At 41.9% G+C, this 26,352-nt stretch carries 26 protein-coding genes; 16 read left to right on the top strand and 10 right to left on the bottom strand.

Going from position 1 to position 26,352, the window contains the following annotated elements; translation table 11 throughout:
* Nucleotides 1–47: 47 nt before the first annotated feature.
* Both OFN91_RS00360 and OFN91_RS00355 read right to left on the bottom strand, forming a co-directional pair.
* Entirely contained in the window at nt 48–1,427 is a 1,380-nt protein-coding gene (locus tag OFN91_RS00360) for an FAD-linked oxidase C-terminal domain-containing protein (RefSeq protein ID WP_270873061.1), read from the bottom strand.
* Nucleotides 1,420–2,145 (bottom strand): plasminogen-binding N-terminal domain-containing protein, encoded by a 726-nt coding sequence (locus tag OFN91_RS00355; protein ID WP_270861834.1) that lies wholly within the window; start codon nt 2,143–2,145, stop codon nt 1,420–1,422. Before OFN91_RS00355 ends, OFN91_RS00360 begins: the two co-directional genes overlap by 8 nt.
* Nucleotides 2,146–2,274: 129 nt before the next feature.
* Between OFN91_RS00355 and OFN91_RS00350 the strand changes: the two genes are divergently transcribed.
* Genes OFN91_RS00350 through OFN91_RS00310 form a run of 9 tightly spaced genes read left to right on the top strand, consistent with a single transcriptional unit; the run spans nt 2,275 to nt 9,907 of the window.
* Complete coding sequence (locus tag OFN91_RS00350) at nt 2,275–3,444, top strand: peptidoglycan DD-metalloendopeptidase family protein (RefSeq protein WP_270861835.1); 1,170 nt, start codon at nt 2,275–2,277, stop codon at nt 3,442–3,444.
* A gap of 8 nt (nt 3,445–3,452) precedes the next feature.
* On the top strand, nt 3,453–4,835 hold the full coding sequence (gene mgtE / locus OFN91_RS00345; protein ID WP_270859029.1) for a magnesium transporter: 1,383 nt from the start codon (nt 3,453–3,455) through the stop codon (nt 4,833–4,835).
* The gene (locus OFN91_RS00340; RefSeq protein ID WP_270872859.1) at nt 4,820–5,410 is read left to right on the top strand and encodes an NUDIX domain-containing protein; all 591 of its coding nucleotides are present in this window, start codon (nt 4,820–4,822) and stop codon (nt 5,408–5,410) included. The genes mgtE and OFN91_RS00340 overlap by 16 nt, the downstream gene beginning before the upstream one ends.
* Nucleotides 5,411–5,459: 49 nt before the next feature.
* Nucleotides 5,460–6,083 carry a trimeric intracellular cation channel family protein gene (locus OFN91_RS00335; RefSeq protein WP_270859031.1) on the top strand — a complete coding sequence of 208 codons (624 nt, stop codon included), beginning with the start codon at nt 5,460–5,462 and terminating at the stop codon, nt 6,081–6,083.
* Nucleotides 6,080–7,246 carry an aspartate aminotransferase family protein gene (locus tag OFN91_RS00330; protein WP_270871942.1) on the top strand — a complete coding sequence of 389 codons (1,167 nt, stop codon included), beginning with the start codon at nt 6,080–6,082 and terminating at the stop codon, nt 7,244–7,246. Before OFN91_RS00335 ends, OFN91_RS00330 begins: the two co-directional genes overlap by 4 nt.
* Complete coding sequence (locus OFN91_RS00325; protein WP_270872858.1) at nt 7,243–8,199, top strand: SAM-dependent methyltransferase; 957 nt, start codon at nt 7,243–7,245, stop codon at nt 8,197–8,199. Before OFN91_RS00330 ends, OFN91_RS00325 begins: the two co-directional genes overlap by 4 nt.
* Nucleotides 8,199–8,555, top strand: a complete 357-nt coding sequence (locus OFN91_RS00320; protein WP_270872857.1) for a hypothetical protein — start codon at nt 8,199–8,201, stop codon at nt 8,553–8,555. The genes OFN91_RS00325 and OFN91_RS00320 overlap by 1 nt, the downstream gene beginning before the upstream one ends.
* Nucleotides 8,542–9,117 carry a 16S rRNA (guanine(966)-N(2))-methyltransferase RsmD gene (gene rsmD, locus OFN91_RS00315; protein WP_270872856.1) on the top strand — a complete coding sequence of 192 codons (576 nt, stop codon included), beginning with the start codon at nt 8,542–8,544 and terminating at the stop codon, nt 9,115–9,117. Before OFN91_RS00320 ends, rsmD begins: the two co-directional genes overlap by 14 nt.
* A gap of 28 nt (nt 9,118–9,145) precedes the next feature.
* Entirely contained in the window at nt 9,146–9,907 is a 762-nt protein-coding gene (locus OFN91_RS00310; RefSeq protein WP_270872855.1) for a TIGR02757 family protein, read from the top strand.
* A 25-nt stretch (nt 9,908–9,932) separates the two neighbouring features.
* Here OFN91_RS00310 and OFN91_RS00305 read toward each other — a convergent pair whose 3' ends face one another.
* The 5 genes from OFN91_RS00305 to brnQ form a co-directional block, all read right to left on the bottom strand.
* Nucleotides 9,933–10,088, bottom strand: coding sequence for a hypothetical protein (locus OFN91_RS00305; protein WP_270872854.1), 156 nt, complete (start codon nt 10,086–10,088; stop codon nt 9,933–9,935).
* A 9-nt stretch (nt 10,089–10,097) separates the two neighbouring features.
* The gene (gene lpxD, locus OFN91_RS00300) at nt 10,098–11,051 is read right to left on the bottom strand and encodes a UDP-3-O-(3-hydroxymyristoyl)glucosamine N-acyltransferase (protein ID WP_270872853.1); all 954 of its coding nucleotides are present in this window, start codon (nt 11,049–11,051) and stop codon (nt 10,098–10,100) included.
* An 8-nt stretch (nt 11,052–11,059) separates the two neighbouring features.
* Nucleotides 11,060–11,530, bottom strand: coding sequence for an acetolactate synthase small subunit (gene ilvN, locus OFN91_RS00295; protein WP_270859039.1), 471 nt, complete (start codon nt 11,528–11,530; stop codon nt 11,060–11,062).
* 9 nt (nt 11,531–11,539) lie between these two features.
* The gene (locus OFN91_RS00290) at nt 11,540–13,228 is read right to left on the bottom strand and encodes an acetolactate synthase large subunit (protein ID WP_270859040.1); all 1,689 of its coding nucleotides are present in this window, start codon (nt 13,226–13,228) and stop codon (nt 11,540–11,542) included.
* Nucleotides 13,229–13,391: 163 nt separating this feature from the next.
* On the bottom strand, nt 13,392–14,708 hold the full coding sequence (gene brnQ, locus OFN91_RS00285; protein WP_270859041.1) for a branched-chain amino acid transport system II carrier protein: 1,317 nt from the start codon (nt 14,706–14,708) through the stop codon (nt 13,392–13,394).
* A 145-nt stretch (nt 14,709–14,853) separates the two neighbouring features.
* Here brnQ and radA point away from each other — a divergent pair, with 145 nt between their 5' ends.
* From radA to OFN91_RS00265, 4 genes are all read left to right on the top strand, one after another.
* Nucleotides 14,854–16,203: a DNA repair protein RadA gene (gene radA / locus OFN91_RS00280; RefSeq protein ID WP_270869621.1), complete on the top strand. Its 1,350-nt coding sequence runs from the start codon at nt 14,854–14,856 to the stop codon at nt 16,201–16,203.
* A 43-nt stretch (nt 16,204–16,246) separates the two neighbouring features.
* Complete coding sequence (locus tag OFN91_RS00275) at nt 16,247–18,631, top strand: heavy metal translocating P-type ATPase (protein ID WP_270872852.1); 2,385 nt, start codon at nt 16,247–16,249, stop codon at nt 18,629–18,631.
* A complete protein-coding gene (ccoS, locus tag OFN91_RS00270; protein WP_270859044.1) occupies nt 18,628–18,852 on the top strand; it encodes a cbb3-type cytochrome oxidase assembly protein CcoS in 225 nt (74 codons plus the stop codon). The genes OFN91_RS00275 and ccoS overlap by 4 nt, the downstream gene beginning before the upstream one ends.
* A gap of 355 nt (nt 18,853–19,207) precedes the next feature.
* The gene (locus tag OFN91_RS00265; RefSeq protein WP_270872851.1) at nt 19,208–19,993 is read left to right on the top strand and encodes a hypothetical protein; all 786 of its coding nucleotides are present in this window, start codon (nt 19,208–19,210) and stop codon (nt 19,991–19,993) included.
* 491 nt (nt 19,994–20,484) lie between these two features.
* On the opposite strand, the gene thyX is transcribed toward OFN91_RS00265, so the two are convergent.
* Nucleotides 20,485–21,108, bottom strand: coding sequence for an FAD-dependent thymidylate synthase (gene thyX, locus OFN91_RS00260; protein ID WP_270864511.1), 624 nt, complete (start codon nt 21,106–21,108; stop codon nt 20,485–20,487).
* A 129-nt stretch (nt 21,109–21,237) separates the two neighbouring features.
* On the opposite strand from thyX, the gene OFN91_RS00255 reads away from it, so the two are divergent.
* Both OFN91_RS00255 and OFN91_RS00250 read left to right on the top strand, forming a co-directional pair.
* Nucleotides 21,238–22,590, top strand: coding sequence for a sodium-dependent transporter (locus tag OFN91_RS00255; protein WP_270859048.1), 1,353 nt, complete (start codon nt 21,238–21,240; stop codon nt 22,588–22,590).
* A gap of 26 nt (nt 22,591–22,616) precedes the next feature.
* Nucleotides 22,617–23,954, top strand: coding sequence for a sodium-dependent transporter (locus tag OFN91_RS00250; protein WP_270872850.1), 1,338 nt, complete (start codon nt 22,617–22,619; stop codon nt 23,952–23,954).
* A gap of 53 nt (nt 23,955–24,007) precedes the next feature.
* Here the strand turns inward: OFN91_RS00250 and OFN91_RS00245 are convergent, their stop codons facing one another.
* Both OFN91_RS00245 and OFN91_RS00240 read right to left on the bottom strand, forming a co-directional pair.
* A complete protein-coding gene (locus OFN91_RS00245) occupies nt 24,008–25,072 on the bottom strand; it encodes an acyltransferase family protein (protein ID WP_270872849.1) in 1,065 nt (354 codons plus the stop codon).
* Between the two features lie 398 nt (nt 25,073–25,470).
* Complete coding sequence (locus tag OFN91_RS00240; protein ID WP_270861853.1) at nt 25,471–25,728, bottom strand: helix-turn-helix domain-containing protein; 258 nt, start codon at nt 25,726–25,728, stop codon at nt 25,471–25,473.
* Between the two features lie 90 nt (nt 25,729–25,818).
* On the opposite strand from OFN91_RS00240, the gene OFN91_RS00235 reads away from it, so the two are divergent.
* The gene (locus tag OFN91_RS00235) at nt 25,819–26,349 is read left to right on the top strand and encodes a DUF1643 domain-containing protein (protein ID WP_270872848.1); all 531 of its coding nucleotides are present in this window, start codon (nt 25,819–25,821) and stop codon (nt 26,347–26,349) included.
* Nucleotides 26,350–26,352: the final 3 nt, after the last annotated feature.

The following is a 26,352-nucleotide window of genomic DNA, read 5'->3' as shown; positions in this document are numbered from 1 at the left end:
TAGTATCATAGGGTGGGCATACTTGCCCACCGCAAATGAGCCGAATTTTACAGCCCCATTTTGTTTGGATTTAGGATATTGTTTGGATCAAAAGCCTTTTTAATCGCGCGGAAAAGCTCCATTTCAGCCTCGTTAAACGCCATTTTCATATACGGAGCCTTCGAAATGCCAATCCCATGCTCCCCACTTAGCGTGCCACCAAGCTCCACAGTCGCTGCGAAAATCTCCTCGATAGCTAGGTGAGCCTTTTTGACCTCTTCGACATTGCTTTTATCAGCCATGACATTTGTATGGACATTGCCATCGCCAGTGTGTCCAAAACACGGCGTAACAAGCCCGTATTTAGCCGAAATTTCAGCGATTTTATCCAAAAGCGCAGGTAAATTCGAGCGTGGCACGGTGATATCTTCATTTAGCTTCAAAGAGCCGTAGCAGGTGATTGATTGCGAGCAGTTTCTGCGCGCAAACCAAATATCCGCACTCTCGCGCTCGTCCTTTGCCACACGAAATTCACTAGCGCCATTTGCGATAAAGCTATCTTTTATCACGCGCAAATCGGCTTCTAGGCTATCTTCGATATTGCCATCGACATCGCAGATTAGTATCGCCCCAGCGCTTGTTGGCAGACCTTTATGAAATTTCTGCTCGACAGCCTTTATGCACAGATTGTCCAAAAACTCCATTGCCACGGGCGTTACGCCACTTGCCATTGTCTTATACACAGCGTCCATTGCGTTTTTGACACTTGGGAAAATTCCCATTGCGGTCTTTTTAAATTTTGGCATTGCGATGAGTTTTAGCGTGATTTCGGTAATCACAGCGAGCGAGCCCTCGCTAGCGATTAAAATTCCAGCGATATTATACCCTGCGACATCTTTTATCGTGCGTTTGCCAGCGCGTATGATTTCGCCGTTAGGAAGCACAGCGCGTAGAGCCATGACATAGTCTTTGGTAATGCCGTATTTCGCCGCTCTCATACCGCCTGAGTTTTCAGCGACATTGCCACCAAGCGTGCTGTATGCTTCACTGGCAGGATCTGGCGGATAAAACAAACCCATTTTGGCGACTGCGTTTTGCAAATCTTTGTTTATCACGCCCGGCTGGACAACGGCGACTAAATTTTGCAAATCAATCTCTAAAATTTTATTCATGTGCTTTTCAAAGCCTAGAATTATCCCGCCCTCATGCGCCAAAGAACCGCCCGTAAAGCCACTTCCAGCCCCACGCGGAATAATTGGCAGATTGTGAGCGTTGCAGTATTTTAAAATCTCGCTCACATCGCTCTCATCACGCGGGAAAAGCACAGCGTCTGGCTTAAAACGCCTTCTAGTCGCGTCGTAGCAGTAGGCGATTTTATGCGCTTCGTCGAAATAGGCGTTTTGCTCGCCTAGTAAATTTGTAAAAAATTCTATATCAGAATTATTCATCATCTAAGCCCAAAAGATATGAGTAGTGTCTGTCATAGTCGCTAATCGGACCATTTGTAAAATCCCAAAACACGGTTTTGATATCCCCTACGCGTGAATAAAATGGAAGCGTGTAGTAAGCAACCTTGCCACTTTCATAAGTGCGAAGTGGTTTGAAGCTGCCGCAGTCTGCGAATACGCTCTTTTCGTTCATTGCGACAAAAATTAGCCCAGTGCTGTTTTTCGCGCAAATTTTGCGGAAATCATCACGGCTTGGGTTTGGTTTAGAATTTAGCCTCAAATACGCTCCGCCAAGGTCAGGGTGAATAAACTCGATATTTGGGAAAGCCTGTACGATTTGTGCGTAAATTTCGGCATTTGGAGCCACGATTAGGGCGCGGTCATAAAGGTAGTTTAAAATCACCTTATCGCCATTAGCTGGCAAAATTTTTGGCAGTGGTAGAGCCTTTTGCTCCAACATACCAAAGACTTCAAATCTGATTTTTGCCTTTGCGCCGGATTTTTCGCTGACTACTGCGCGCGCGATGATAGCATTTTCGCCGTTACCGAAATCATGCATTACAATCCCAGCGCTTCCTACCATGATAGCGGGATTATCAGCGATTACGGCTTCGCCATTTTGCACATCAAAAATCAGCGTTTCGTAAGGTGGCATGTAAAACTCAGCCCCAAAAACAGATGATAAAAATAGCCCCAAAGCAAGTAAAATTCGTTTCAAATTTAACTCCTAAAATAAAATTTTCGCCAATTATACATAAGAATTTACAACAAACGGCAAGGGATATTTGCCAAATATAAACCAAATTTGGCTAGAATTGAGGTTTTAATTTCAATTTTAAAGCGGTTTATGATGAGAATTTTTGCACTGATTTTTTTACTTTTTAGCCTTTCATTTGCCAGTTCTTCGAGTGTGGAAAAATTTAAATGGCCCTCAGGCGTGAGCTTGCTACAATTTATGGAAAATTTCTCTATTCCGCTCTCGACATATTATGATTTAGACAAAGAGGACCAAGAATTAGCCGCCGAAGTGCGCGCAGATGTCGAGTGTATGATGCTAAAAGACCCGCTTGGCAAAATCGTCCAAGTCCTAATCCCCATAAACGACGAACTTCAAATCCAAATTTACCGCGACAAAAAGGGAATTTACAAATTTATCTACACGCCGATTGTTTATGAGCAGCACTCTTACGCTTTAAGCATTGAGATTACTTCATCGCCCTCAAACGATATCTTAAAGGCTACTGGCAGTATCGCGCTAGCAAACGAATTTTCGAGCGTTTTTAAAAACGAGGTAAATTTCAAAAAACTGCAAAAAGGCGATCGCCTTACGATTTTATACGAGCAAAAAACAAGGCTTGGCAGACCGTTTGGCGGGGTTAAAATCCTAGCCGGCACAATCGAGGAAGCCAAAAAACCAAAATCGCTTTATTATTTCGAGGACAAATACTACAACGAAACTGGCAAAAAGGTCGAGCATTTCGTGCTTACCACGCCACTTGTTTATACTAGAATTTCATCTCGTTTCACGCCTAAACGCTTCCACCCGGTGCTTAAACGATACCGCGCGCACCTAGGCGTGGATTATGCTGCGCCAAAAGGGACAAAAGTAAATGCCGCAGGCAATGGCAAAGTAACCTTCGTAGGGCGCAAAAACGGCTACGGAAACACCGTCGAAATCAACCACGGCGGAGGTTTGGTTACGCTGTATGCGCATTTAAGCGGATTTGCCAAAGGGTTAAAAGTCGGTATGAGCGTAAAACAGGGCCAATTAATCGCCTATGTAGGCTCCACAGGCCTAAGCTCGGGACCGCATTTGCATTTGGGTCTGTATCGCAACAACCAGCCAGTCGATCCCCTAAAAACCATAAAAATCACAAAATCAAATTTCGTAAGCGAGGAAGAGCGCAAATTTAAGGCGTTGGTAAAGGATATGAACGCTAAATTTGACGCGGTTAAAGACGGCTCGAAAAACCCAGCGAAATTTGAACCTTATGAAAATTTAGTCAGCATAAATTAGAGGCAAAAATGGAAGCAAAAGATAAAGAATTTTTAACAGATTACGAAGAGGCCGAGGCTCTTTTAGAGGCGCATATCGGCGATACGATAGAAGAAGAGCTAAGCCCAGCGGACCTTGCAGATCACTTAAAGGCGCTTAAAAAACACGACGAGGAAAAATATGTCGAATTCCTAGAAAAACTCGACCCCGAGGACCTCGCTGACGCTGCGCTTGAAATGCCAGATCACATGCTCGAAGACATCATCGAAACCCTTCCTAGCGAGAAAATTGTCGAAGCTATCGAAGAGCTAGAAAGTGATGATCAAGCAGAACTACTCCAAAGTATCGAAGAAATCGACGAGGATAAGGCAAAGGAGCTTTTTTACGGGCTTGATGAGGACGATCGCCACGATATTTTGACGATTAACAAATACGACGATGACGAAGCTGGCGCGTATATGCAAACCGAGGTTTTTAGCGCACGCGAAAACCAAACCCTAGGCGAAGCTGTCGATATGCTAAGGGTAATGCGCCAAAACGGCGATATCGAAAATGTCTTTCAGCTCTTTGTTTTAGATGATAAAGGCCACATGCTAAGCGCGTTTTCGACCTCGGATTTGATTTTATACGATTTTTCGCTCACGCTAAAAGAAATTTCGCAAAAATTTAACGCAGACGCAAAGGTGCATTTCGCCACTGATACCGATAAAATCGAAGATGTCATCAAGGATTTCGAGGAATTTGACCTAAATGTAATCCCTGTTTTGGACGCAAACGGCGTGCTGATTGGGCGAATCACAGCCGATGATGTGCATGATTTGATTCAAGAGCGCGCCACAGAGCAAATTTACAACCTTGCCGGTGTCGATGATGAGGCTGAGGAGGAAGATACTGCATTTTCAGCTGGAAAGGCGCGTGCATCGTGGCTGGGCGTGAATTTATGCACGGCGATTATTAGCTCGATTATCATCGGACTTTTTGACGCTACAATCGAGCAACTCGTCGCCCTTGCCGTGCTTATGCCAATCGTGGCCTCCATGGGTGGCAACACAGGCACACAGGCTCTTACCGTTACGGTTCGTCGCCTAGCCCTCGGCGAAATCGAGGCGCGCGATATCCGCTCGGTAATCACGCGCGAAGTTACCATTTCGCTGGTAAATGGCTCGATTTTTGCCGTGGCAATGGGAGTTGTGGCGTGGGTATGGTTTGGCATGAAGCTTCTTGGCGTCGTGATTGCGATGTCAATGGTGATAAATTTGACCTTGGCTGGATTTTTTGGCGCGATTATTCCGATTGCCTTGCGCCGTTTTGGAATCGATCCAGCTGTGGGAAGCTCGGTTTTGCTGACCACGGTTACTGATATAGTGGGATTTTTTAGCTTTTTAGGACTTGCGACATGGATATTGATATAAAAAATTTTAAAATTTCAAAACTCGAACACTCGAATTTCATTAAGCCATTTAGGCTAAATTTTGAATTAAACGGCGAGCCCAGAGCATGGGACTGCGTCAAGGTGCATGATAGCGTCTCAATCCTGCTGTATCACAGCGAAAAAAAGGCGTTTTTGCTCGTTAAGCAGTTTCGTCCAAGTGTGTGGTTTTACCAAGACGAAAATTTAATAAACTGCGATGAAAAGGGCTTTACCTACGAGCTGTGCGCTGGGATTTTAGACAAAGGCATTAGCGAGGAACAAACCGCAATCGAGGAAATTTACGAAGAAACCGGATATGAGCTTAAAAATTTAGAGTTTATCACGAGCTTTTACAGCGCGCTTGGTTTTGGCGCAAATCGCCAAATTTTATTTTACGGCGAGATTGATGAGAGTATGAAAAAAGGCGCAGGTGGCGGGGTCGATGGCGAGAATATCGAGCTGTATTTTTTGCCGTTAGATGAAGCTAAAAAATTTATGTATGATGAAAAAATCGTGCGAGCCTCTGGGTTAGTGGCGGCGTTTTTGTGGTTTTTCCAAAACAAGGGCGAAATTTAATGCAAATTTTAGCCCAAATTTCACTAAATTTCAGAATTTACCCACGCCGATGACACAGCATAATATCATTTTATATATCGAATACATCGGCATTGCCTCAGCCTCTTTGAGCGGATTTTTATTCGCGGTTAAAAGGGATTGCGACTGGCTGGGGATTTTTTTGGCTGCGTTTTTAACCGCCCTTGGTGGCGGGATTGTGCGCGATATCACGGTGGGCAGACCGCTGTATTCTTTCACGCACTATATGCCAGTAATCATCGTCATTGCGGTGCTTATCGCCTCGCATATTTTCGCAGCCCAGACCAAAAAACTGCAAGGCAGATTTATATTTATTTTCTCCGACGCAATCGATGTGATTTGCTTCTCGATTGTCGGGGCTATGGTTTCAATCGAGTATGGATTAAATGTTTTTGGGGCGATACTTATCGCCTTTTTTAATGGCGTTGGTGGCGGAATTTTGCGCGATGTGCTATTAAACGAGGTGCCGTGGTTTTTGCGCACGGGGCTTTATGGGACGATAAGTATGGGTGTCGGGCTGGTTTATTTTATCTTAGACTGGCTTGACTTGGCGAATATCTACACGATTTTGGCACTATTTTTCGCTGGGATTGTGGTTAGAATGTTTGCGTATTATAGGGGTTGGCATTTGCCAAAAGTGGAGTATAACAAATGAAGTATTTAATGAGTAATTTTTCTAGGGTCGATGTCGCTTTTACTAGGGGTAAAGGCGCGAAGCTATGGGATAGCAACGGCGAGAAATACATTGATTTCGCTGCTGGAATTGGGGTGTGCAGCCTAGGGCATGCAAGCCCTGTGGTGATAGAGGCCATAAACACGCAAAGCGCGATGATAATCCATAGCTCGAACATTTATAGAGTCCTGCCACAAGAGGTGCTAGCCAAAAAAATCAGCAATCTTTTAGGCTATCAAACATACGCTGTGTTTTGCAACTCTGGGGCAGAGGCGAACGAAGCAGCCATAAAAATGGCGCGCAAATACGGCACGACTAAATTTGAGAGCAAAAAATATGAAATTTTGACTTTGAAAAATTCCTTCCATGGGCGCACAATGGCTACTTTGAGTGCCACAGGACAGGATAAATTTCACCCTGAAATTTTCGCTCCATACATTGAGGGATTTAAATTTTACGACGGAATTGATGAAATCATCGCAAATATCAGCGATAAAACGGTCGCTGTAATGATAGAACTAATCCAGGGCGAGGGTGGAATTTGCCCACTGGATAAAAAATCAGTCCAAAAACTAGCCAAAATTTTAAAAGAAAAAAACCTACTTCTAATCACCGACGAGGTCCAATGTGGCGTCTATCGCTCAGGTGAGTTTGTCGCAAGCAAGATTTATGGCATAGAGCCTGATATTATCACCTTTGCCAAAGGGCTAGCAGGTGGCGTGCCAATCGGTGCGTGCGTGGCTAGGGAAAATATCTTTGCCCCTGGCGAGCATGGAAGCACATTTGGTGGCAACCACCTAGCCACATCGACCGCAAACGCCGTTTTGCGCGAGCTAGAATACCTCTACGAAAGTGGCGAGCTTAAAAAAACTATCGCTGAATTTGAAGAAAATTTAGACAAAATTCTAAAAGATTTCCCAAATTTCTTCGAATCTCGCACAGGACTTGGGCTAATGCAAGGGCTAGTTTTAAAAGACAGCACATATCTAAGCATACTCTTTGCCGAGTGCCTAAGAAACGGGCTTTTGGTGCTAAAATCAGGTAGCAAAACACTAAGATTTTTACCGCCATTAAACATAAAGAAAAAAGAGATAAAAGCAGGATTTGAAATTTTGCGCAAGACTCTTGAAGAGCTTCAAGATTGAAATTTAGCGATTTTTTCGAGGCGTGGCTAAATGAAGGCTACTACGCAAATGGCGTTAAAATCGGCAAAGAGGGCGATTTTTACACCGCTGTTAGCGTGGGAAGCTTTTTTGGGATTTGCTTGGGGCGCGAAATTTTGCGCCTTAGTGCGAATTTTGCTGGCAAAATTTCACTCGTCGAAATCGGCGCAAATGAGGGATTTTTGCTCGCTGATATAGCGCAGGCGCTTTTTACTTTCGACCCAAATTCTTTGGCGAAATTTGAGTTTGTCATCATCGAGCCACACCAGAGGCTGCGCCAAATCCAAAGCGAAAATTTCGCTAAAAAATTTGGCGATGAAATCACGCTCAAACACTTCGCTTCGCTAAAAGAGGCGAAATTTAACGAGGCGATTTTTATCGCAAACGAGCTTTTTGACACCTTCAAATGCGAGGTCGTCCAAGAGGGCAAAATGCTTTATATCGAGGATTTTAAACAAATTTGGCGCGAAATTTGCGATAATGAAATTTTAAAATTTAGCGCTGGGGGCGCAGAAATTCCGCTTGGATACGAGGAATTTGCTAGTAGCATTAATGCGCAAAAATTCGCCTTTTTGGCATTTGATTATGGCAAAATGGGTGCGAGCGGGGAAATTTCGCTTAGAATTTACAAAAATCACCAAGTCTATAATTTTTTTGAAATTCAAAATTTAGCCGAATTTTACGGGGTAAGCGACATTACTTACAATGTAGATTTTGAAATTTTATCGCGAGCTTTTGAGAATACTGGCGCGAAAATTGGCAGATTTATGAGCTTTGAAAAGGCCTTAATCGAATTTGGCGCGACACAAATTTTGGAGCAATTTGCGCAAAATTTGGGTCAAAACGGCTATCAAAACGCCCTAGCCCAGTTTAACCACCTGCGCCACGAATTTGGCGAAAAGTTCAAATTTATCGAGTTTTTAAAAGGATTTTAATGAGAGTTTTTATCGATTGCGAATGCGAGATTATGCAAAAAAGCCTCGAAATGTTTTTGGCAAATTTTGCCGTGCGTAATTTAGGCGAGGCCGATTTTGTCGTGACAGACACTGCCAGAGCAAGTGCCAAACCGCTCTTTATCATCGCCAAAAACGGCGATTTAGAATTGCCGTTTTCAAAAGAACAGCTTGTTTTGGCGCTTAAAAATTTTAGCGCGAGCGAGATCGTGCAAGCTAGCTATAATAAATTTGAGTTTTCGCAAAATTTGGATTTAGAAGCGCAAATCGGCGCAGTATTTGATGAGTTTAAGGCGCGAATTTTAGAAATTTTAAGGAAACAAAGTGGCGAAATTTAGAGGCAAAATTTCAAGCGGAATTTACAAAGGAAAAAGCTTGGAACTCCCAAGCCTAGGGACTACGCGCAGCACGAAATCGATCGTAAAGGGCTCGTTTTTTGACTCATTTAGGTATGAATTAGCGGGTAGCTGCTTTATCGAGGGCTTTGGCGGAAGCGGCGGCATGGCACTCGAAGCCCTTAGCAACGGCGCAAAAGAGGTTTTTGCTATCGAAAAAGACCGCAAAGCTTACGAAATCACAAGGCGCAACTTCGCCCTTTTTGGCGTGGAAAAAAATGCCCTAAACGGCGATTGTTTCGCGCTTTTGCCACAAATTTTGGCGAATTTAGACAACGAAAAAATTTTCATCTACCTTGATCCGCCATTTGATATCAGAGATGGTTTTGCTGGAATTTACGAGCGCGTAGTGGGCCTAATCTGCGAAATTTGCGAGTGCGAGAGGGTGAAATTTGTGATAATTGAGCATGCAAGCGAGGTAAAATTTGAGGCAAATATCGCAAAATTTAGCCTTTTAAAATCCAAAAAATTTGGCGCCACGACACTATCTTACTATGCAAAATAAAATTTCAAAAAACCTTAGCGGTGCCGAAATGAAGGCGCTTTTGGAGTATTATTCGGCGCGTAGCAATACTGATGAAAATCTTTTTAGCGCCCCAGATCCACTGCAAGTGCTAAAACCTCTCGCTCACACCCCGCACGCGCCCGTAATCGCGCTAATTTGCGCACTTTTTGCCTATGGAAATGCAGGGCAGATAGTAAAATTTTTAAATTCGCTAAATTTTGATTTGCTTGGAAGCGATGAAAAGACGATAAAATCAGCTTTGCAAGGCAAAAAATACCGCTTTCAAAGCGAACGCGATGTGGCAGAGATTTTTCTCGCGCTTCGCAGGCTTTGCGAGTGCGATATAGAAAAAATCATTTTAAATGGTATGAAAAATGGCGAAATCATAAACGGCATAAATGCGCTCATAGCCCAAATTTACGAGCTTTCAGAGTATCGCTCGGCTGGATATGAGTTTTTCTTCGGCAAAAATTTCACCACTAAACCGACCTCGCCGTATAAACGCTACAATCTGTTTTTGCGCTGGATGGTGCGCAAAAGCGATATAGATTTGGGGTTGTTTTCGCGCATAAGTTCGTCCAAACTACTCATACCGCTAGATACTCACACGCACAAGGTCTCGTTAGCCTTGGGCTTAATAGATAGAAAGGTTTATGACTTTCGCGCTGTTAGTGCTCTTAGCGCAAAACTGCGTGAGTTCGACCCGCACGATCCGATAAAATATGATTTTGCGCTGTATAGACTAGGACAAAGCAGAGAAATTGAGGAATTAATAAAAAATTTGAAGTGAAATTTAGCCCATATTTGGGCTAAATTTAGATTTCTACGACTATTTTTCTGGCGTTTTCATCGACATAGATTGCGAAAATTTCGTGTTTTTTCTCGCCCACGACTTCCACTTCACAACCCCTCATCTCTGGGCTTTCTAGTATAATTCTATCAATAGTGTCTTTCAGCTCTTCTAGCGTCATTTTTAATCCTTATTTATCTTTGAAAAATCGCGCAATCTTGGCTTGGAGTTTAAACCACTCTTTTAGCTCCATTATCGGGTGGCCGGCGAAATTTTTACCAGCTGGTAGGTCTTTGCTAATCCCGCCTCTGGCTGCGACTTGGACGAAATCCCCTACCCTGACATGTCCGCCACTGCCTGCTTGACCGCCGAGAACGACATTTCTACCAAGTATAGTTGATCCTGCAAGTCCCACTTGTGAGACGATTAGGCAGTTTTCACCTAGCTCACAGTTGTGTCCGATTTGGACTAGATTGTCGATTTTGGTGCAAGCAGAGATTATCGTAGAGCCAAAAACCGCCCTATCTATCGTGGTATTCGCGCCGATTTCGACCTCATCTTCGAGCACAACATTTCCATTGTGATAAATTTTAACATGCGTGCCGTCGCTTCTATGCGCATAGCCAAAGCCGTCCGAGCCGATAACTGCGTTTGCTAGGATATGGCAACGAGCCCCTATAATCGTGTCGTTGTAAATCACGACCCCTGGGTGTATCACACAATCATCGCCGATAACGACATCATCGCCGATATACGCACCAGCGCAGATTACGACTCTCTCGCCGATTTGGGTATTTGAGCCGATATAAACGCCCTTTGCGATTTGCGCACTTTTAGCAATCGCGCTTGGGCGAGGCTCCCTGATAAGCGGTTTTGCGAAATATTTGCTCAGTATTGCAAAGGCTAGGTGTGGATTGACACACTCGACTTTGATTATGTTTTTTGGAACCTCTATGCCCTTTTTTACCAAAACAGCGCACGCCTTGCTATCGGCGATAAATTTCTCATTTTTTTCGCTATCACAGTAGCTAAGCTCGCTCCCGCTTGCATTTTGCAGTGAATTTATCGCTGTGATTTCGGCATCTTCGATCCCCAAACTAGCAAAATCCATCCTTAAAATTTTAACAATTTCAGAAAGTTTCATCTTTTCTCCTACATATCAAGTGCGACGCTACCGCTTCTGACGATATCGATTGGGTTGTATTTTTTCACGGTCTTTAAAAAACTCTCGATTCTATCAGCATCATCGCACGCCATAAGCACGATATGGTTTTCGTCGCTGTTTGCGATAGAGCCGTTATACGCTTTTAGCAAAGCGTCAAGTCCGGCTAAATTTTCGTTTAATGCGATTTTTATTAAAACCATCTCTTTTTCGACAAAATTTGCCTCCTCGATTACTTTATAAATCGGGATTAGTTTATGAAGTTGCTTTGTAATCTGCTCGATAATGCGCTCATCGCCCAAGGTTACGATCGTAAGCCTAGATAAATTTGTATTTGGGATAGGTGCGACGGTTAGGGAGTTGATATTATATCCGCGCCCTGCAAAAAGCCCAGAAATACGAGAAAGCACGCCGTGTTCGTCCAAAACTATGACTGAAATAATTCTTTTTATACTATTCATAATCAAATCCTATTCAAATATCATATTATATAGCGCGCCACCTGCTGGCACCATTGGGAAAACATTTTCGAAGCGATCGACCTTAACCTCGATAAAGCAAACCTTATTGCTTTCAAGCGCAGTTTTTAGCGCGCTTTCAAACTCAGCTTTTGTGCTAACGCTAAATCCAAGCCCGCCAAAGCTCTCTACGAGTTTTACGAAATCTGGCTGTTTGCTAAGATCCGTCGATGAAAATCTCGCACCATAAAACATACTTTGCCACTGCCTAACCATACCCAAAAAGTTGTTATTAAGTATGATATTTACGACACCAAGATTATTTTCGCTAAGCGTCATTAGCTCTTGGATATTCATTAAAATCGAGCCATCGCCTGTGAAATTTATAACCTGCCTTTTCTCGCCGGCGTAAGCTTTCGCTCCCATTGCAGCAGGCAAGCCATATCCCATAGTGCCAAGCCCACCGCTTGTAAGAAGCGTGCGAGGGCGATTAAATGGATAAAACTGCGCTACCCACATTTGGTGCTGACCGACATCTGTAACGATGATAGCGTCATCACTTGCGATCTCGCCAGTTTTTTCCACTACCCATTGTGGTTTTAAAACCTCATCGCTATCTGTGTATTTTAGTGGGTGAATTTCTTTATAAATTTTGATTTGTTCGCGCCATTTAGCGTAGTTTGCAGGCTCTGCTTCGTCCTTTAATCTAGGATTTAGCTCTGCTAAGACCGATTTTACATCGCCTACGATTGGGAAATGCGCATTTACGATTTTTGAAATCGAGCTTGGGTCGATATCGACATGGATAATTTTTGCGTTTTTGGCGAATTCTTCGAGTTTTCCAGTTACTCTATCGTCAAATCTCGCTCCAAGGCAGATTATAAGGTCAGTTTCGCTAAGCGCCATATTGGCTGCGTAACTTCCATGCATACCCACTAAGCCCAAATTTAACTCATCATCGCTTCTCATCGCGCCAAGTGCCATTAGGGTCTCTACTACTGGGATTTGCGTGATATGCGCTAGTTGCCTTACTTCCTCACTAGCCTCGCTTAAAATCACGCCACCGCCGATATAAATTATCGGGCGTTTGGCCGCCATTATTAGCTCTGCTACTTTTTTTATCTGTTTTGCGTTGCCTTTGTAAGTCGGGCGATATGTTTGCATTTTTATCTCATCTGGATAGATAAACTCGCCAAGCTTAGCCGTAACATCTTTTGGCACATCGATATGCACAGGACCCGGTCTGCCAGAGCGCGCGATATAAAATGCTTGTTTTAGCACCATTGGAAGCTCTTCAACGGTTTTTACTAGGAAATTGTGTTTGACACATGGCCTTGAAATTCCAACCGCATCAATCTCTTGAAATGCGTCAGTTCCGATAAGCGAACCAGCAACCTGTCCGCTAATTAGCACGATTGGGATAGAATCTGCATACGCAGTGGCAAGGCCTGTGATTGCATTTGTAAAACCAGGACCGCTTGTTACGATAGCTACGCCGACCTTTCCGCTAGCACGCGCGTATCCGTCAGCCGCCATAGCCGCAGCTTGCTCGTGGCGCACCAGGATATGTTTGAAATATGTTTGTTTGTATGTTTCATCATATATGTTTAGCGCAGCGCCACCAGGATATCCAAATACTACCTCAACGCCCTCTTGATGAAGCGCCTCGATAATCATCTGCGAACCGTTTAATTTCTCCATGTTCAATCCTAATTATGAAATGACTGGATATTTTATTATTTTTTAGATTAAATTCTAAGAATTTTTTAAAGAATTTGATTAAATTTTATATTTTTGTAAGAATTTGGTTAAATTTAAGGCAAAATTTAAAAAGGCTTGCGAACTCGCGCAAGCCTAAATTTGGTTAAAATGATTTTTTCGTAAGGATATGTATCAAAAAACTAATCACAAAAGCCACTACGCTAGGCACAATCCAGCCAAGCATAGCATCATAAAATGGAAAGCTACTAACCCAGTTAGTGATACCTGGAATTTTGATTTTTAAGACATCTAGTCCATTTACGATACCCACAGCGAAGCTCGCATACACGCATGCTCTATAAACTAGCTTGCTTGTATCGATTAGCGGATCGATTAGCGATAAAATTATAAGCATAATCGCAGCTGGATAAATCGCGATTAGCACAGGGATACTCGCGCTAATAATCGTTGTAAGTCCAAAATTTGCCACGCCAAATGATACAAGGCAAAGTATCACAACCCACGCTTTGTATGGAATTTTGCCTTTGACCAAATTTTCAAAATACTGGCTACATGAGCTAATCAAACCCAAAGTCGTAGTAAGGCAGGCTAGGAAAAATGCAAGCCCTAGCAAGGCTGTACCGACACTGCCAAAAAGATAGTGGCTGATTTTGCTAAGGTATTGTGCGCCGTTTGTTACATCAGGGAAAAGGCTAGCTGCACTCGCACCAAGATATGAAATCATCAGATAAATCACGGCTAAAAGCGCGCCCGCAAACATACCTGCTTTTATCATAGATACGACAATATGTCCCTCATCACTAACACCGCGCGCTCTCATCGCATTTGCGATAATGATACCAAAGGCTAGTGAAGCCAAAGCGTCCATAGTCTGGTATCCATCGACGAAACCACTTGCGACTGCGTGATCTCTATACGCTTCGTTTGGAGCGACAAATTCGCCCATAGGGGTGAAAAACGACGATACGAAAAGTCCCAAAATCAAAATCAAAAGCACAGGCGTAAGGTAGCGTCCGAGCAAATCGACAAGCTTAGACGGATTTAAGCATAAAACAAAATTTAGCGCAAAATACGCAGCCGAATAGATCAAAAGCCACATCTGCACCGATGTTTCGGCGACATTTTCGCGCACGACGATATCAAATGGCATATTTGCAGCACGCGGTATCGCAAAAAGCGGTCCGATAGTCAGATACAATGCGACTGTGAAAATCAGCGCAAACACAGGATCTACGCGCTCGACTAAATTTGCCAAGCCCTTTGATTTAGCCACGGCTGCGACGCCAAGGACTGGGATTAAAATCGCGGCACAGCAAAAAAACATAATTCCCACGAAAAAGTTATCGCCTGCGTTTTTGCCCACAATCGGCGGAAAAATGAAGTTTCCAGCACCAAAATACATAGCAAAAAGCATTAAAGCAATGGTAAAAAACTCTTTTTTAGTAAGCTTTCTGTCCATGAAATCTCCTTATCAAAAATTTAACCGCTCATTTTCTCATTATTTAATTTAAATTTCATTTAAATTTTATTTTTACTAAAAATTTAAGGCAAAAATTTTTGCTATAATCGCGCGAAATTTAATAAATTTATCAAGGTAAAACAAAATGGCAAAATCAAAATCAACACTTTTCGAGTGCCAACACTGCGGAAATCAACAATCCCGTTGGCTTGGCAAATGCCCTGATTGTGGCGCATGGGATAGTTTCGTGGAGCTTAAAGCCGAGCAGATTAAAACCCTAAAAGAGATAGAAAAATTAGAGCAAAAAAAAGGCGCGAGTGGCGCAAAAGCAATCGATGAAATCCAAATCGAAGATGTCGTGCGCATAGATACCAAAGACGCTGAGTTAAATTTGGTTTTAGGTGGTGGGCTTGTGGAGGGCTCACTCGTGCTAATTGGCGGAAGTCCAGGGATTGGCAAATCCACGCTTTTGCTCAAAATCGCTGCGAATTTAGCCAGCCCAAATTCGCCCGCACTCTATGTCAGCGGCGAAGAAAGTGCTAGCCAAATCAAAATGCGAGCCGATCGCCTAGGCGCAATCAACAAAAATTTATTCTTGCTAACTGAGATAAATTTAAACACGATTTTAGATGAAATTTCAAGCAAAAACTACAAAAGCGTCATCATTGATAGTATTCAGACCCTTTATAGCGACAAAATCTCATCAGCCCCGGGCTCCGTGACGCAGGTGCGTGAGATTACATTTGAGCTAATGCGACTTGCAAAAGAGCGCGGGATTAGCATTTTTATCATCGGGCATATCACCAAAGAGGGCTCAATCGCAGGGCCTAGGATTTTAGAGCACATGGTCGATGTGGTGCTGTATTTCGAGGGGGACGCGAGCAAGGAACTTCGAATTTTGCGTGGTTTTAAAAATCGTTTTGGTTCTACTAGCGAGGTTGGGATTTTTGAAATGAGCGAAAAAGGGCTAATTAGCGCAAAAGATGTCGCAAGTAAATTTTTCACTCGCACCAAACCTGCCTCAGGCTCAGCAATCACTGTGACTATGGAGGGCTCACGCGCCCTAGTAGTCGAAATCCAAGCCCTAGTTTGCGAAAGCTCGTATCCCAAACGCTCTGCCACAGGATATGATAAAAACCGCCTCGATATGCTTTTAGCACTTTTGGATAGAAAGCTTGAAATTGGTCTTGGCGGATACGATGTCTTCGTAAATGTCATCGGCGGGGTCAAAATCACCGAAACCGCCTGCGATTTAGCCGTGGTCGCTGCGATCGTAAGTAGCTTTAAAAATCGCCCGCTTAGCAAAGAGAGCGCGTTTATTGGCGAAGTTAGCCTAAATGGCGAAATTCGCGAAATTTTCAACCTTGATGCGCGCATAAAAGAGGCTAGTTTGCAAAAATTTAAAAACATAATCTCGCCGATGAAACCGCAAAATTCGCTTGGGCTTAAAATTTTTCACGCCACGGAAATTTCGCAAATCCTTGATTGGATGTAAAAAAATGCTATAATCGCGCGAAATTCTTGGACGGACAAATTCAATGGAAAAATGCGATCACTGCCACGGCTCGTTTGAGAGCGCGGAGCTTTTTAGCGATGAGGCGGGGCATAAATTTTGCTGTAATGGGTGCAAAAATGTCTATTATCTTTTGCAAGGGCAAAATTTGGGCGAATTTTACGAGCGCCTTGGCAAAAATACTCTGCGCCCAGCCAAACAAAATGCCCAAATTCAGGGCCCCACAAGCAGTATTTACAAAAACTATGTCACCAAAGATAAAGACGGATTTAACCAAATTTCGCTTTTAATCGACGGAATTCACTGCTCAGCATGCGTCTGGCTAAACGAAAAAATCCTAAATAACGCCACTGGCATAATCGAAGTAAGCCTAAACGCAGCCTCGCACAAAGCGCGCATTGTATGGGACGAAGAGCAAATATCCTTAGCCGAAATTTTAAATCTAATCCGCTCGATTGGATACGATGCCTACCCTTATGACACAAACACCCAAAACGCCAAAGACACGGCAAAACGCAGGGAATTTTACGCTAGGCTTTTGGTTGGAATTTTTTGTGTGATGAATATTATGTGGATCTCAATCGCGCTGTATGGCGGGTATTTCACGGGGATCGAGCAGGGGACGAAGGATATTTTGCACTTTGCTGAGTTTATCCTAGCTACGCCTGTACTTTTTTATACTGGGGCGGTATTTTTTAAGGGGGCATTTTATGCGCTCAAAACTCGCACCCCAAATATGGACTTGCTCGTTGGTCTTGGGGCTTTGGTAATTTATATTTATTCGCTTTATGTTATGTTTTCGCGCAATGGCGAGGTATATTTCGAATCCGTAGCGATGATAATCACCTTTGTGTTTGCTGGAAAATATCTGCAAATTTTAAGCCAAAAAAGGGCTGGCGAAAATTTAAGCTCGCTTTCAAACATGCTTCTTGGCGAGGTTTGCACACTTGGTTTTGACGGAAGCTATGCAAACAAATCCCCAAACGAGGTGCAAATCGGCGATGAAATTCTCATAAACCAAGGCGATCGCGTCCTAATCGACGGCGTGGTAAGTAGCGGCGAGGGAAGTTTCGATTATTCGGGCATTTCGGGCGAGAGTATCCCGGTGTCGCTAGGCAAAAACAATGAAATCAAATCAGGCTCACTCTGCCTATCTGGCTCGCTAAAATACCGCGCAAACGCCGATTTTAAGGGCTCGTTGCTTAGCAAAATCGTCGAGCTTTTAGAAAACGCAAATCTAAAAAAACCAAAATTTGAAATTTTGGCTAATAAAATTTCAGGCTATTTTTCGATTTTTGTCATAGCCGTGGCGTTTGTGGCGTTTGTGTTTTGGTATGCCAAAGCAGGCTTTGCAAGCGCGCTACTAATCAGCGTTAGCGTCATCATCATCGCCTGCCCTTGCGCCCTAGCCCTTGCCACGCCGATTGCAACGCTGTGCGCGATCTCTGTGGCGCTAAGGCATGGCATAATCTTCAAAGAGGCCAAAATGCTAGAAATCCTCTCCAACGCCGATACTATCGTCTTTGACAAAACAGGCACGCTCACAAGCTCTGCGCTAATCGTCAAAAAAAGCGAAATTTCGCCACTCTGCGATATCGGCGCGCTAAAAGGGCTTGTGCAAAGCTCAAACCACCCTATTTCCGAGGCCGTGCTTGAATTTTTAAATTCGGGCGAATTTGCAAAATTTGCGCCTGCGAATTTAGAAAATATCACAAACCACCCAGCCAAGGGCATTAGCGCGAAATTTGGCGAAAATGAAATTTATGGCGGAAGCGCGAAATTTATGTGCGAGCTTGGCGCAAATGTCGCTAGCGGGGATTTAAGCGAGTATTTTTTCATGCAAAATAGGCAAATTTTAGCCAAATTTTGGCTTCTTGCGCCACTTAAAGATGATAGCAAAGAGGCCATAAAAACGCTAAAAGATTTAGGTTACGAGCTTCATATCATCAGTGGCGATCACCAAAACGCCGTCAGTGCGATAGCGCGCGAGTTAGAAATAGTGAAATTTGGCGCGCAAATTTTGCCAGACGAAAAGGCTAGCTATATCCAAAACCTCGCTAAAATGGGCAAAAAAGTGGTAATGGTAGGCGACGGGATAAACGACGCGGCCGCGCTTAGCCTCGCTCACGCTGGGATTTGCCTAGGAAGTGGCGCGAATCTTAGCGTGCAAAAAAGCGATGTCGTGCTTATCAAAGACGATATGACGAGCCTCGTGCGCGCCATGCGTATCGCGCGCAAAACAGGCAGTAAAATCCGCCAAAATATCGCTATTTCGCTACTTTACAACCTAATCACGATTCCGCTTGCGTTTTTGGGATACGCAATCCCGCTGTTTGCGGCGCTCTCGATGAGCCTAAGCTCGGTAATCGTGGTCGCAAACTCAATGCTTTTAAGAAGGATAAAACTATGAGTAACGCCGTGCTAATGACTATGGTTACGATTTCGCTAATACTTGGATTTTGCGTGTTAGGCGGGCTTTTGTGGGCGCTGAAAAATCATCAATTCGATGATTATTCTAAATTTCTTGGCGGGACGGAATTCGATGGCGAGGACGCACTCAACGAAGCTGTGAAAATGGAAGAAAAACGCAAAGAGGCATTAAGGCGAAAAAAAGAGAATTTGGATAGTTGAAATTTAGAGTAAAATTCCACATTAAATTTCGCAGAAATACTGCGCCGAAATTTTGCAAAAATACTGTGCCGAAATTTCTTACTCGTAGATTGCCACGAATTTTGCTGACGCAAAATTCTCGCAATGACAGATTATACAAATTTTGCCTAATTTGTCATTGCGAGAAGCGAAGCGACGAAGCAATCTACGAGTAAAAATAACCAAAACGCTAAATTCGCTGTCATTGCGAGAAAACGAAGTTTTCGAAGCAATCCAGTAAAATTTAAAGTGACTGCAAATTCTAAAAACAGCTTCACTGTTGCTGGATTGCTTCACTTCGTTCGCAATGACTAAATATTTATAAAAGGATTAAATTTTGGAAAATTTTGAGAATTGGAATAAAAATGTGAGAAATAAAAATTCAGATGAAAATCAGAGAGATTACGACAAAGAGCCGATAGTTATCAAAGATTATCATCAAATTTTTAATTCGGTTTTATCTTGGTTTTCTGCGTTTGTTGCATTTGTAATTTTGTTAAATTTATATGTGTTTATTTATGGGTGTTTGTTAAATTTGGTTGATGACGAGTTACTTAAAGAAGTTAGAAACATAACTATAATAAATGCAATAGCAATTTTTATTTTATTATTGTATTTTGTTATTGGCTACTATATTTTTATAATACGCAGAAAAGCAGAAATTCGCTTTACAAATGAATTTATACAATTTTATGAATTTGAAAAAGTGCAACACAATTCTGCAAATCAAAATTTAAGAAACATTGTTTGTAAGCCATTTTGGTTAGATGATATAGAAAATAATGGAATAGTATGGGCTATTATTATGAATTGCATTATTGCGCTTGTTGCTTTTAAATTCGTCGGATTACTTTTTATAGTTTTTTATTTTTTAGCAAATATATTCTTAAAAGGCTGTTTTTATATGATTGTAAAAAGAAATTTGAAAGATTTTACGCCATTTTTTTCAATTATAGTAGATGAGCCACAAAAAAATGGTTGGGCTTACAATATAAATGTTTTGCGTGGCAAATTTTATATGGTTTGTATTTTTGATAAAAAAGATTATTTGGAAATCAAAAAGTGGTTTTTAGATAAGAAAAATATAAACATAGATTATATTCAAAAAAAATATTTTGCATAAAAAATTTAATAAAACTTTATTTTTAAGGAGACAAAATGAGTAGAGAAGCAGTTGCTCAAATCGAGCTAGACAAAGCAGAAGCAAGGCTCAAATAACAAATATAAACAGTTGGTAAAATTTTGCAAATTTAAACTCAAACTATCAAATTTGAGTTTAAATTTGTGAATTTGATAAATTCGGTATTTTAAAATACTGACCGAGATTAAATTTACATAAAATGTCATTGCGAGAAAACGAAGTTTTCGAAGCAATCCAGTAAAATTTAAAGCAAAATTCAACCTAAATTTAGCATTGAACGATTTTTTGAATTTAACCTGTGTCGTGCTTTTCTTGTAAGGGGGAGGGCGCGCTTTTTAGGAGACGCTACCCTCCCCCTTACCAACCCCCACCCCTGTAAAACCTTAGAAGTGGCTAAATTTAAAGCTTCGCTTTAAATTTAGCTGATTTAATTTTACTGAAATGCTTCGCATTTCTTTGCAATGACACAAATGTTACAATTCTTGCGGATTTGCCTTATACATACAATGCTCGAAGATAAATTTATGCTCTTCTGGCAGTGCTGCAAAGAGCGCATTTGCGAGTGCGCGTATCTCCCAAAGTGCTGATTTGCTAGAACGAAGAGAAAGAAAGTTTTGCAGGCTTCTAGCATTTATGCTCCACGCCAGCTCGGTTTTGTAGCACTCTGGCAGGCAGTATTTGGCGATATCGAGGCTAGTGTTTGCGCCTAAAATTTCCCTTAGATTATTTAGGGCTTTTATGCTTGCGCTATCGACGGCGTCGTTGCCTGTTAGCACGATGTATTTTGCGGCGCTATCGCTTGTGATTTCAGGCTCATTTCTTAGCTCTTTTAGCGTGTAGCGGGTGGATTTCACGCTCAGGCTAGCCATACGGTGGCGCGCTAATTCTTGCAAAAGCGCGCGCGAGATGCCCTTGATATAAAAATTATAAAAAATGTGTTCGAGCGTAGATGAGTGCTTCATTTCATTTCCCACGCGATTAATTAGCGCTAAGTCCTTTTCGCCGCCGTTATCGCCCCGCTCGAAGCTTTGCCAGCAAGTTCTTATGGCGTTTGAGCATACCCAAAGTGGCGTGAAATTCAAAAGTTTTACTTCCATAAATTTTCCTTGATTAAATTTTATAACGCGTGATTTTAGCCAAAATTTTATAAATTTAATCAAATTTAAATAGCTTAATGTAAGCTAAATTCTGATAAAATTGGCAAATTTTTTACCAAAAGGAAAAGTATGAACGACAAATTCACACGCATTGGTTTTATTTTGGCGGTCGCAGGCTCAGCCGTGGGACTTGGAAACGCTTGGAAATTCCCCACACTCGTAGGTCAAAATGGCGGTAGCGCATTTATTTTGCTCTATCTTTTGCTCACATTTTTGGTAAGTTTTGTCATTTTTATCGGCGAAATCACCATTGGTCGCCTTGGCGAGAGCGATCCAGTCGATAGCTACCGAAGACTTGCCCCTAGCAACAAAGAGCTTTGGAGCAAGGCTGGATTTTTGATGATTACTGCGCTTTTGATTTACTCATTTTACAGCGTCGTAATGGGCTGGATCTTAAAATACACAGCCACATCGATTTTCTCACTACCTCAAAATTTAGACGATAGCGGTGCGATGTTTAACGCTTTGATTTCAAATTCACCGCTTGTAGCGATTATCTGCTTTACGATAATGTCGCTTGTGTGCTTTTTGATCGTCTCAAAGGGTATCAAAAACGGCATTGAGCGCCTAAATATTTGGATGATGCCTAGCCTTTTTATCCTGCTTGTGCTTATGGTTTTGTATTCGGCTAGCTTCGACGGATTCGCACAAAGCGCCAAATTCTTGCTTTTGCCTGATTTTAGCGCGCTAAATTCACAAAGTGTGCTTGACGCGCTAGGATTAGCGTTTTTCACACTTAGCCTTGGCGTAACTACGATTTTGACATACGCTGCAAGCCTGCCAGAGCGCACCAATATCCTAACTTCGAGCATTAATATCGTTTTAATCAATGTAATGATTGGCGTTATGATGGGTCTTGTTGTTTTCACATTTATTTTCGAATTTAACGGCGATCCAGCCCAATCAGGTCCTGGACTGATTTTCGTTTCCCTTGCCGTGCTATTTAGCAAACTCGGCTTTATCGGTCATATTTTGGCGTTTGCATTTTTCCTAACCCTACTTTTCGCCGCCATTACCTCAGCGATTTCGATGATTGAACCAGCTGTTTATTACCTAGTCAAATCCCGCGCATTTTCTCGCGCGAAAGCTTGCGTGGCGGTTTTTGTATTTACCTATGTGCTAGGGATTGCCTGCATTTTGGGATACTATGGCGCGACAAGCGAGTATTTCGTCATCGCAGGACAGCCGTTTTTCGACGCGCTGGATTATTTAACATCTAAAATTTTAATGCCACTTGGCGGATTAATCATTGTCATTTTCGTAGGATATGTCATCAAAAAAGACGGCGTTTATGCCCTACTTTCGCCATATATGGGAGATTTCGGATTTAAAATTTGGTATTATGTCCTACTTCGCGTGGTATCTCCGCTTGCGATTTTTGTAATCGCGCTAAGAGAGCTAGGAATCGTAAATTTTGGATAGTCAAATTTGAAATTTAAAGAAAGATTATGAACGATAAATTTAGCAAAATCGGCTTTGTTTTAGCGGTCGCCGGCGGTGCTGTGGGGCTTGGAAATGCGTGGAAGTTTCCAACCCTAGTCGGTAGCAACGGCGGAAGCGCATTTGTGCTTTTATATCTCGTGCTCACGCTTGGGATTGGGTTTAGCCTATTTTTAGCCGAAATGGCGATTGGGCGCATTAGCAGAGCCGATTTGCCTAGCGCGTATAGATATCTCGACCCCAAAAACGGCGAAAAGTGGAAATTCGCTGGAATTTTCATAGTGGGCGGAATTTTTGTTTTGTCATTTTATCTCGTAATCCTTGGTTGGATTATGAGATACATTTTTATCGGTTTTAGCGCGCTTCCTGCCTCAGTAGATGAGGCTGGCGCACTTTTTGGGGGCGTGATTTCGCACTCACTATTTTCAAGTCTTGCATTTTATGCGTTAGGGCTTGTGCTGACACTTTTTGTGGTATCGCGCGGAATCAAAAGTGGCATAGAAAAGCTGAATTTGATAATGATGCCCCTGCTTTTCGTGCTTTTGCTTTTAATGCTAGGATATGCGGTTTTTATGGAGGGATTTGGCGAGGCGGTGAAGTTTTTATTCACGCCTGATTTTTCCAAAATCACCGTCGCTAGCGTGCTTGACGCGCTTGGGCTTTCACTTTTTACCCTTTGTATCGGGATTGGCTGTATCGCTGCGTATGCTGCTAGCCTAGGAGAGGGTGTAAAGCTAGTGAAAAGTTGCGTAAATATCGTATTTATCAATATCGCAATCGGGCTAATGATGGGGCTAATCGTATTTACATTTATCTTCGAATTTAACGCTAGCCCATCTCAGGGCGCAGGATTAGTGTTTGTATCGCTTACCACAATGTTTGCTAAGCTTGGCTTTATGGGGCAAATTTTAGCGATTTTGTTTTTTGTGTCGCTGTTTTTTGCTGGGATTACGAGCGCGGTTTCGATGATAGAGCCATTTATCTTGTATCTTGTCAATCATTTTGGCATTTCTAGAAGTAGAGCGTGTGGGCTATCAGGCATAGTCGTAGGCGCGCTAGGAGCGTGCTGCACGCTATCAATGAACGCGGAATTTGGCGAAAGTTTTACATTTTTTGGCAAGGGTTTTTTCGATATTTTAGACTTTTTGACCTCAAATATCATGCTTCCTCTTGGTGCGCTAAGTTCGGCGATTTTCGTCGGATTTGTTATGAAAAAATCCCTTTTGGCGGAGTTTTTTGGCGAGGATATGAGCAAGGGTGCGTTTGAGATTTGGTATTTTTCGCTAAGATTTATCGCGCCATTTGCAATAATCATAATAATGGTAAATTTGCTGTTTTTTAGCTAAATTTGGGATTAAAATTTTAAAATTTGGGCTACCGAAATTTCGGTAGCCTTTTTTTATGCTTTGCGAATTTTTGAGTAGATTACCGCTACGATGTATGATAGCACGCTCACAGCTACAAACATTAGTAGCACAGGATTCATATCCCACTCTGCTTCGTCGCCAAAAACAAGCACGGCAATATAAATTATAAAAATGTATTGCAACACATAAAACGGCGTTACAAGCACACTTATCGTTTTTAAACACGACATAATGAGATTTGGAAGCACCTTGGCTACCAGATACATTAGCCCAATCCACGCCAAAACAAAGGCGATAAACATTATGTTAAAAAATATGTTTTGGTGATAGTATGGGTCGCCGTCCATCATATCGTCCCACGCATAAAACTTCGCCAATACCACAGCCGAGGCGATAAAGATAACCGCGCAAATAAGGCTTAGTTTTGTATATAGTGCGCCTTTATCTTCTGGGCGAGTGTAGATTAAAATATCAGCGAATAAATATCCAGCTATCGGATAGGCAATCCAGCTTAAAAATGGAAAATAGCTTCCCTCATGTGTGCCCCAAAATAGCCCTGTTACGGCTTGTAGGCAGGTTGATTCAAACTCTGCGAAATTCTCGCCTAGATACATTGCCACGCCCGAGCAGATGATTCCCACTATGAGATAGCCTAAATTTGATAAATTTAGCTTTTTCATTAGCGCAAAAAATATAAACGCAAGTCCCGCAAACTGCAAAATGTCCGCATCGTAAATCTGCGTCCAGTTTTCTTCGAAAATTTCAGCGTCATCGTTTAGCTTAGAGCTAATGTAGTATGGAAGCACATACACAAGCGCATTAAAGACATAAGATAACACCAAAAATATCACGCCACGCTTAAAAAGTAGCCCCGGCGCACTACGCCTAGAATACACAATACCGCAACCCAAAATAAACATAAAAACAGGCGCAGCAGGCGGTGAGCCTAGGAAGTTTGCGACCTTGAAAAACACGGAATCTTCGCCGTTGTAGAAGTATTCCACGCAGTGGATTAGCACCATAAAGATTACAGCAAGACCCCTTGCTATATCCAACTCGTTTTGTCGCCCAGCATTGGGCAATGATAAGAAATTCATCTGTTAAAAACCCTCTTTTTATTGGTTTGAAAAAACCCAAATTATAGCCTTTTATAAGTTTAAATTTACTTAATAGCGTAGTGAAATGCTATGGCTTAGAAATGAGATAAATTTATAAGGAATTTGGGCTTAGTTGTTTGGTTTGTAATTACGAGAATTTTGCCAGTTTGTCATTGCGAGGCGACTTGTCGCCGTGGCAATCCAGTAAAATTCCATAATCTCTAATTTATCATTGCAAACAAAGCGAAGCAATCCGAAGAATAATCTATTGAATTTTAAAATTTTTATTCCAGTAACACTGCCCCGAAATTTTTAAATTCAAAAATTTTAAAATTCAAAAGCCCTTTAAATTTCTCTGGATTGCTTCGGCGTTTCACGCCTCGCAATGACAAGCAAATTTAAATTTTGATTGATTTGAAAAACTCGCAAACGCTGACTTCTAGGACATTTGCAATTTTGACTAGGTGTTCTATATTGAAGTGTTTTTTATTTATGCCAAGTTCAGCCATAGAAATCGTTCCGACTGCCTTGTGTCCTATCGCCATAGCTAGGCTTAACTGCGAAACGCCCTTTTGTGTGCGTATGCGTTTGACATTTTCGCCGATAGTTTTGTAAATTTGCTCCATTTGTTCGTCTGTAATGGTGCAGTCTTTCAATTTCGCCTACCTATGGTTAAACTAACTGTAAGTATATAAATATTAAAATTTAACTATGCTTAAATAAATTCATTTGTGAAAGGTAAATGCATGAAATACCCAGAAAATTATCAACCAACTTTCTGTGAAAAAACTGATATTTGCAGATTTTCATTAGGCAAAAATGGTAATAAAAATTTGATGATAATCGGCTTTAATCCAAGCACGGCTAATAAGGAAAATTCAGACCCTACTATGAATAGAGTAATTAAATTTTGCGAATTTAATGGATACGACGGATACATTATGGTTAATGCTTACCCGTTTATATCTACAAATCCTAGCGAAGTAAAATTTGATGAAAAAATTAGCATTGCAAATTTAAGCCACATAAAATACAAAATCGAAGAGCTAAAAATTTCAGATATTTTACTAGCCTATGGTGGTATAATTATGCCAAATTTTATGCTAAAAAGTCTGCTTGGAATTTTAGATATAGTAAAAAATAAAAATATTTTTGTGATTAAAACATTAAAAAGTGGAATTCCTGCCCATCCACTATATAACAAAGTAGATAAACTACAAAAATTTACAGACATTAAAGGCGAAATGGATAGATTAAAAAGAGAATTATCCAATTAATTC

The sequence above is a fragment of the Campylobacter sp. JMF_08 NE1 genome (assembly GCF_027737875.1).
Classification (GTDB): Bacteria; Campylobacterota; Campylobacteria; order Campylobacterales; family Campylobacteraceae; genus Campylobacter_B.
This window is presented reverse-complemented; position numbering and strand designations above follow the sequence as displayed.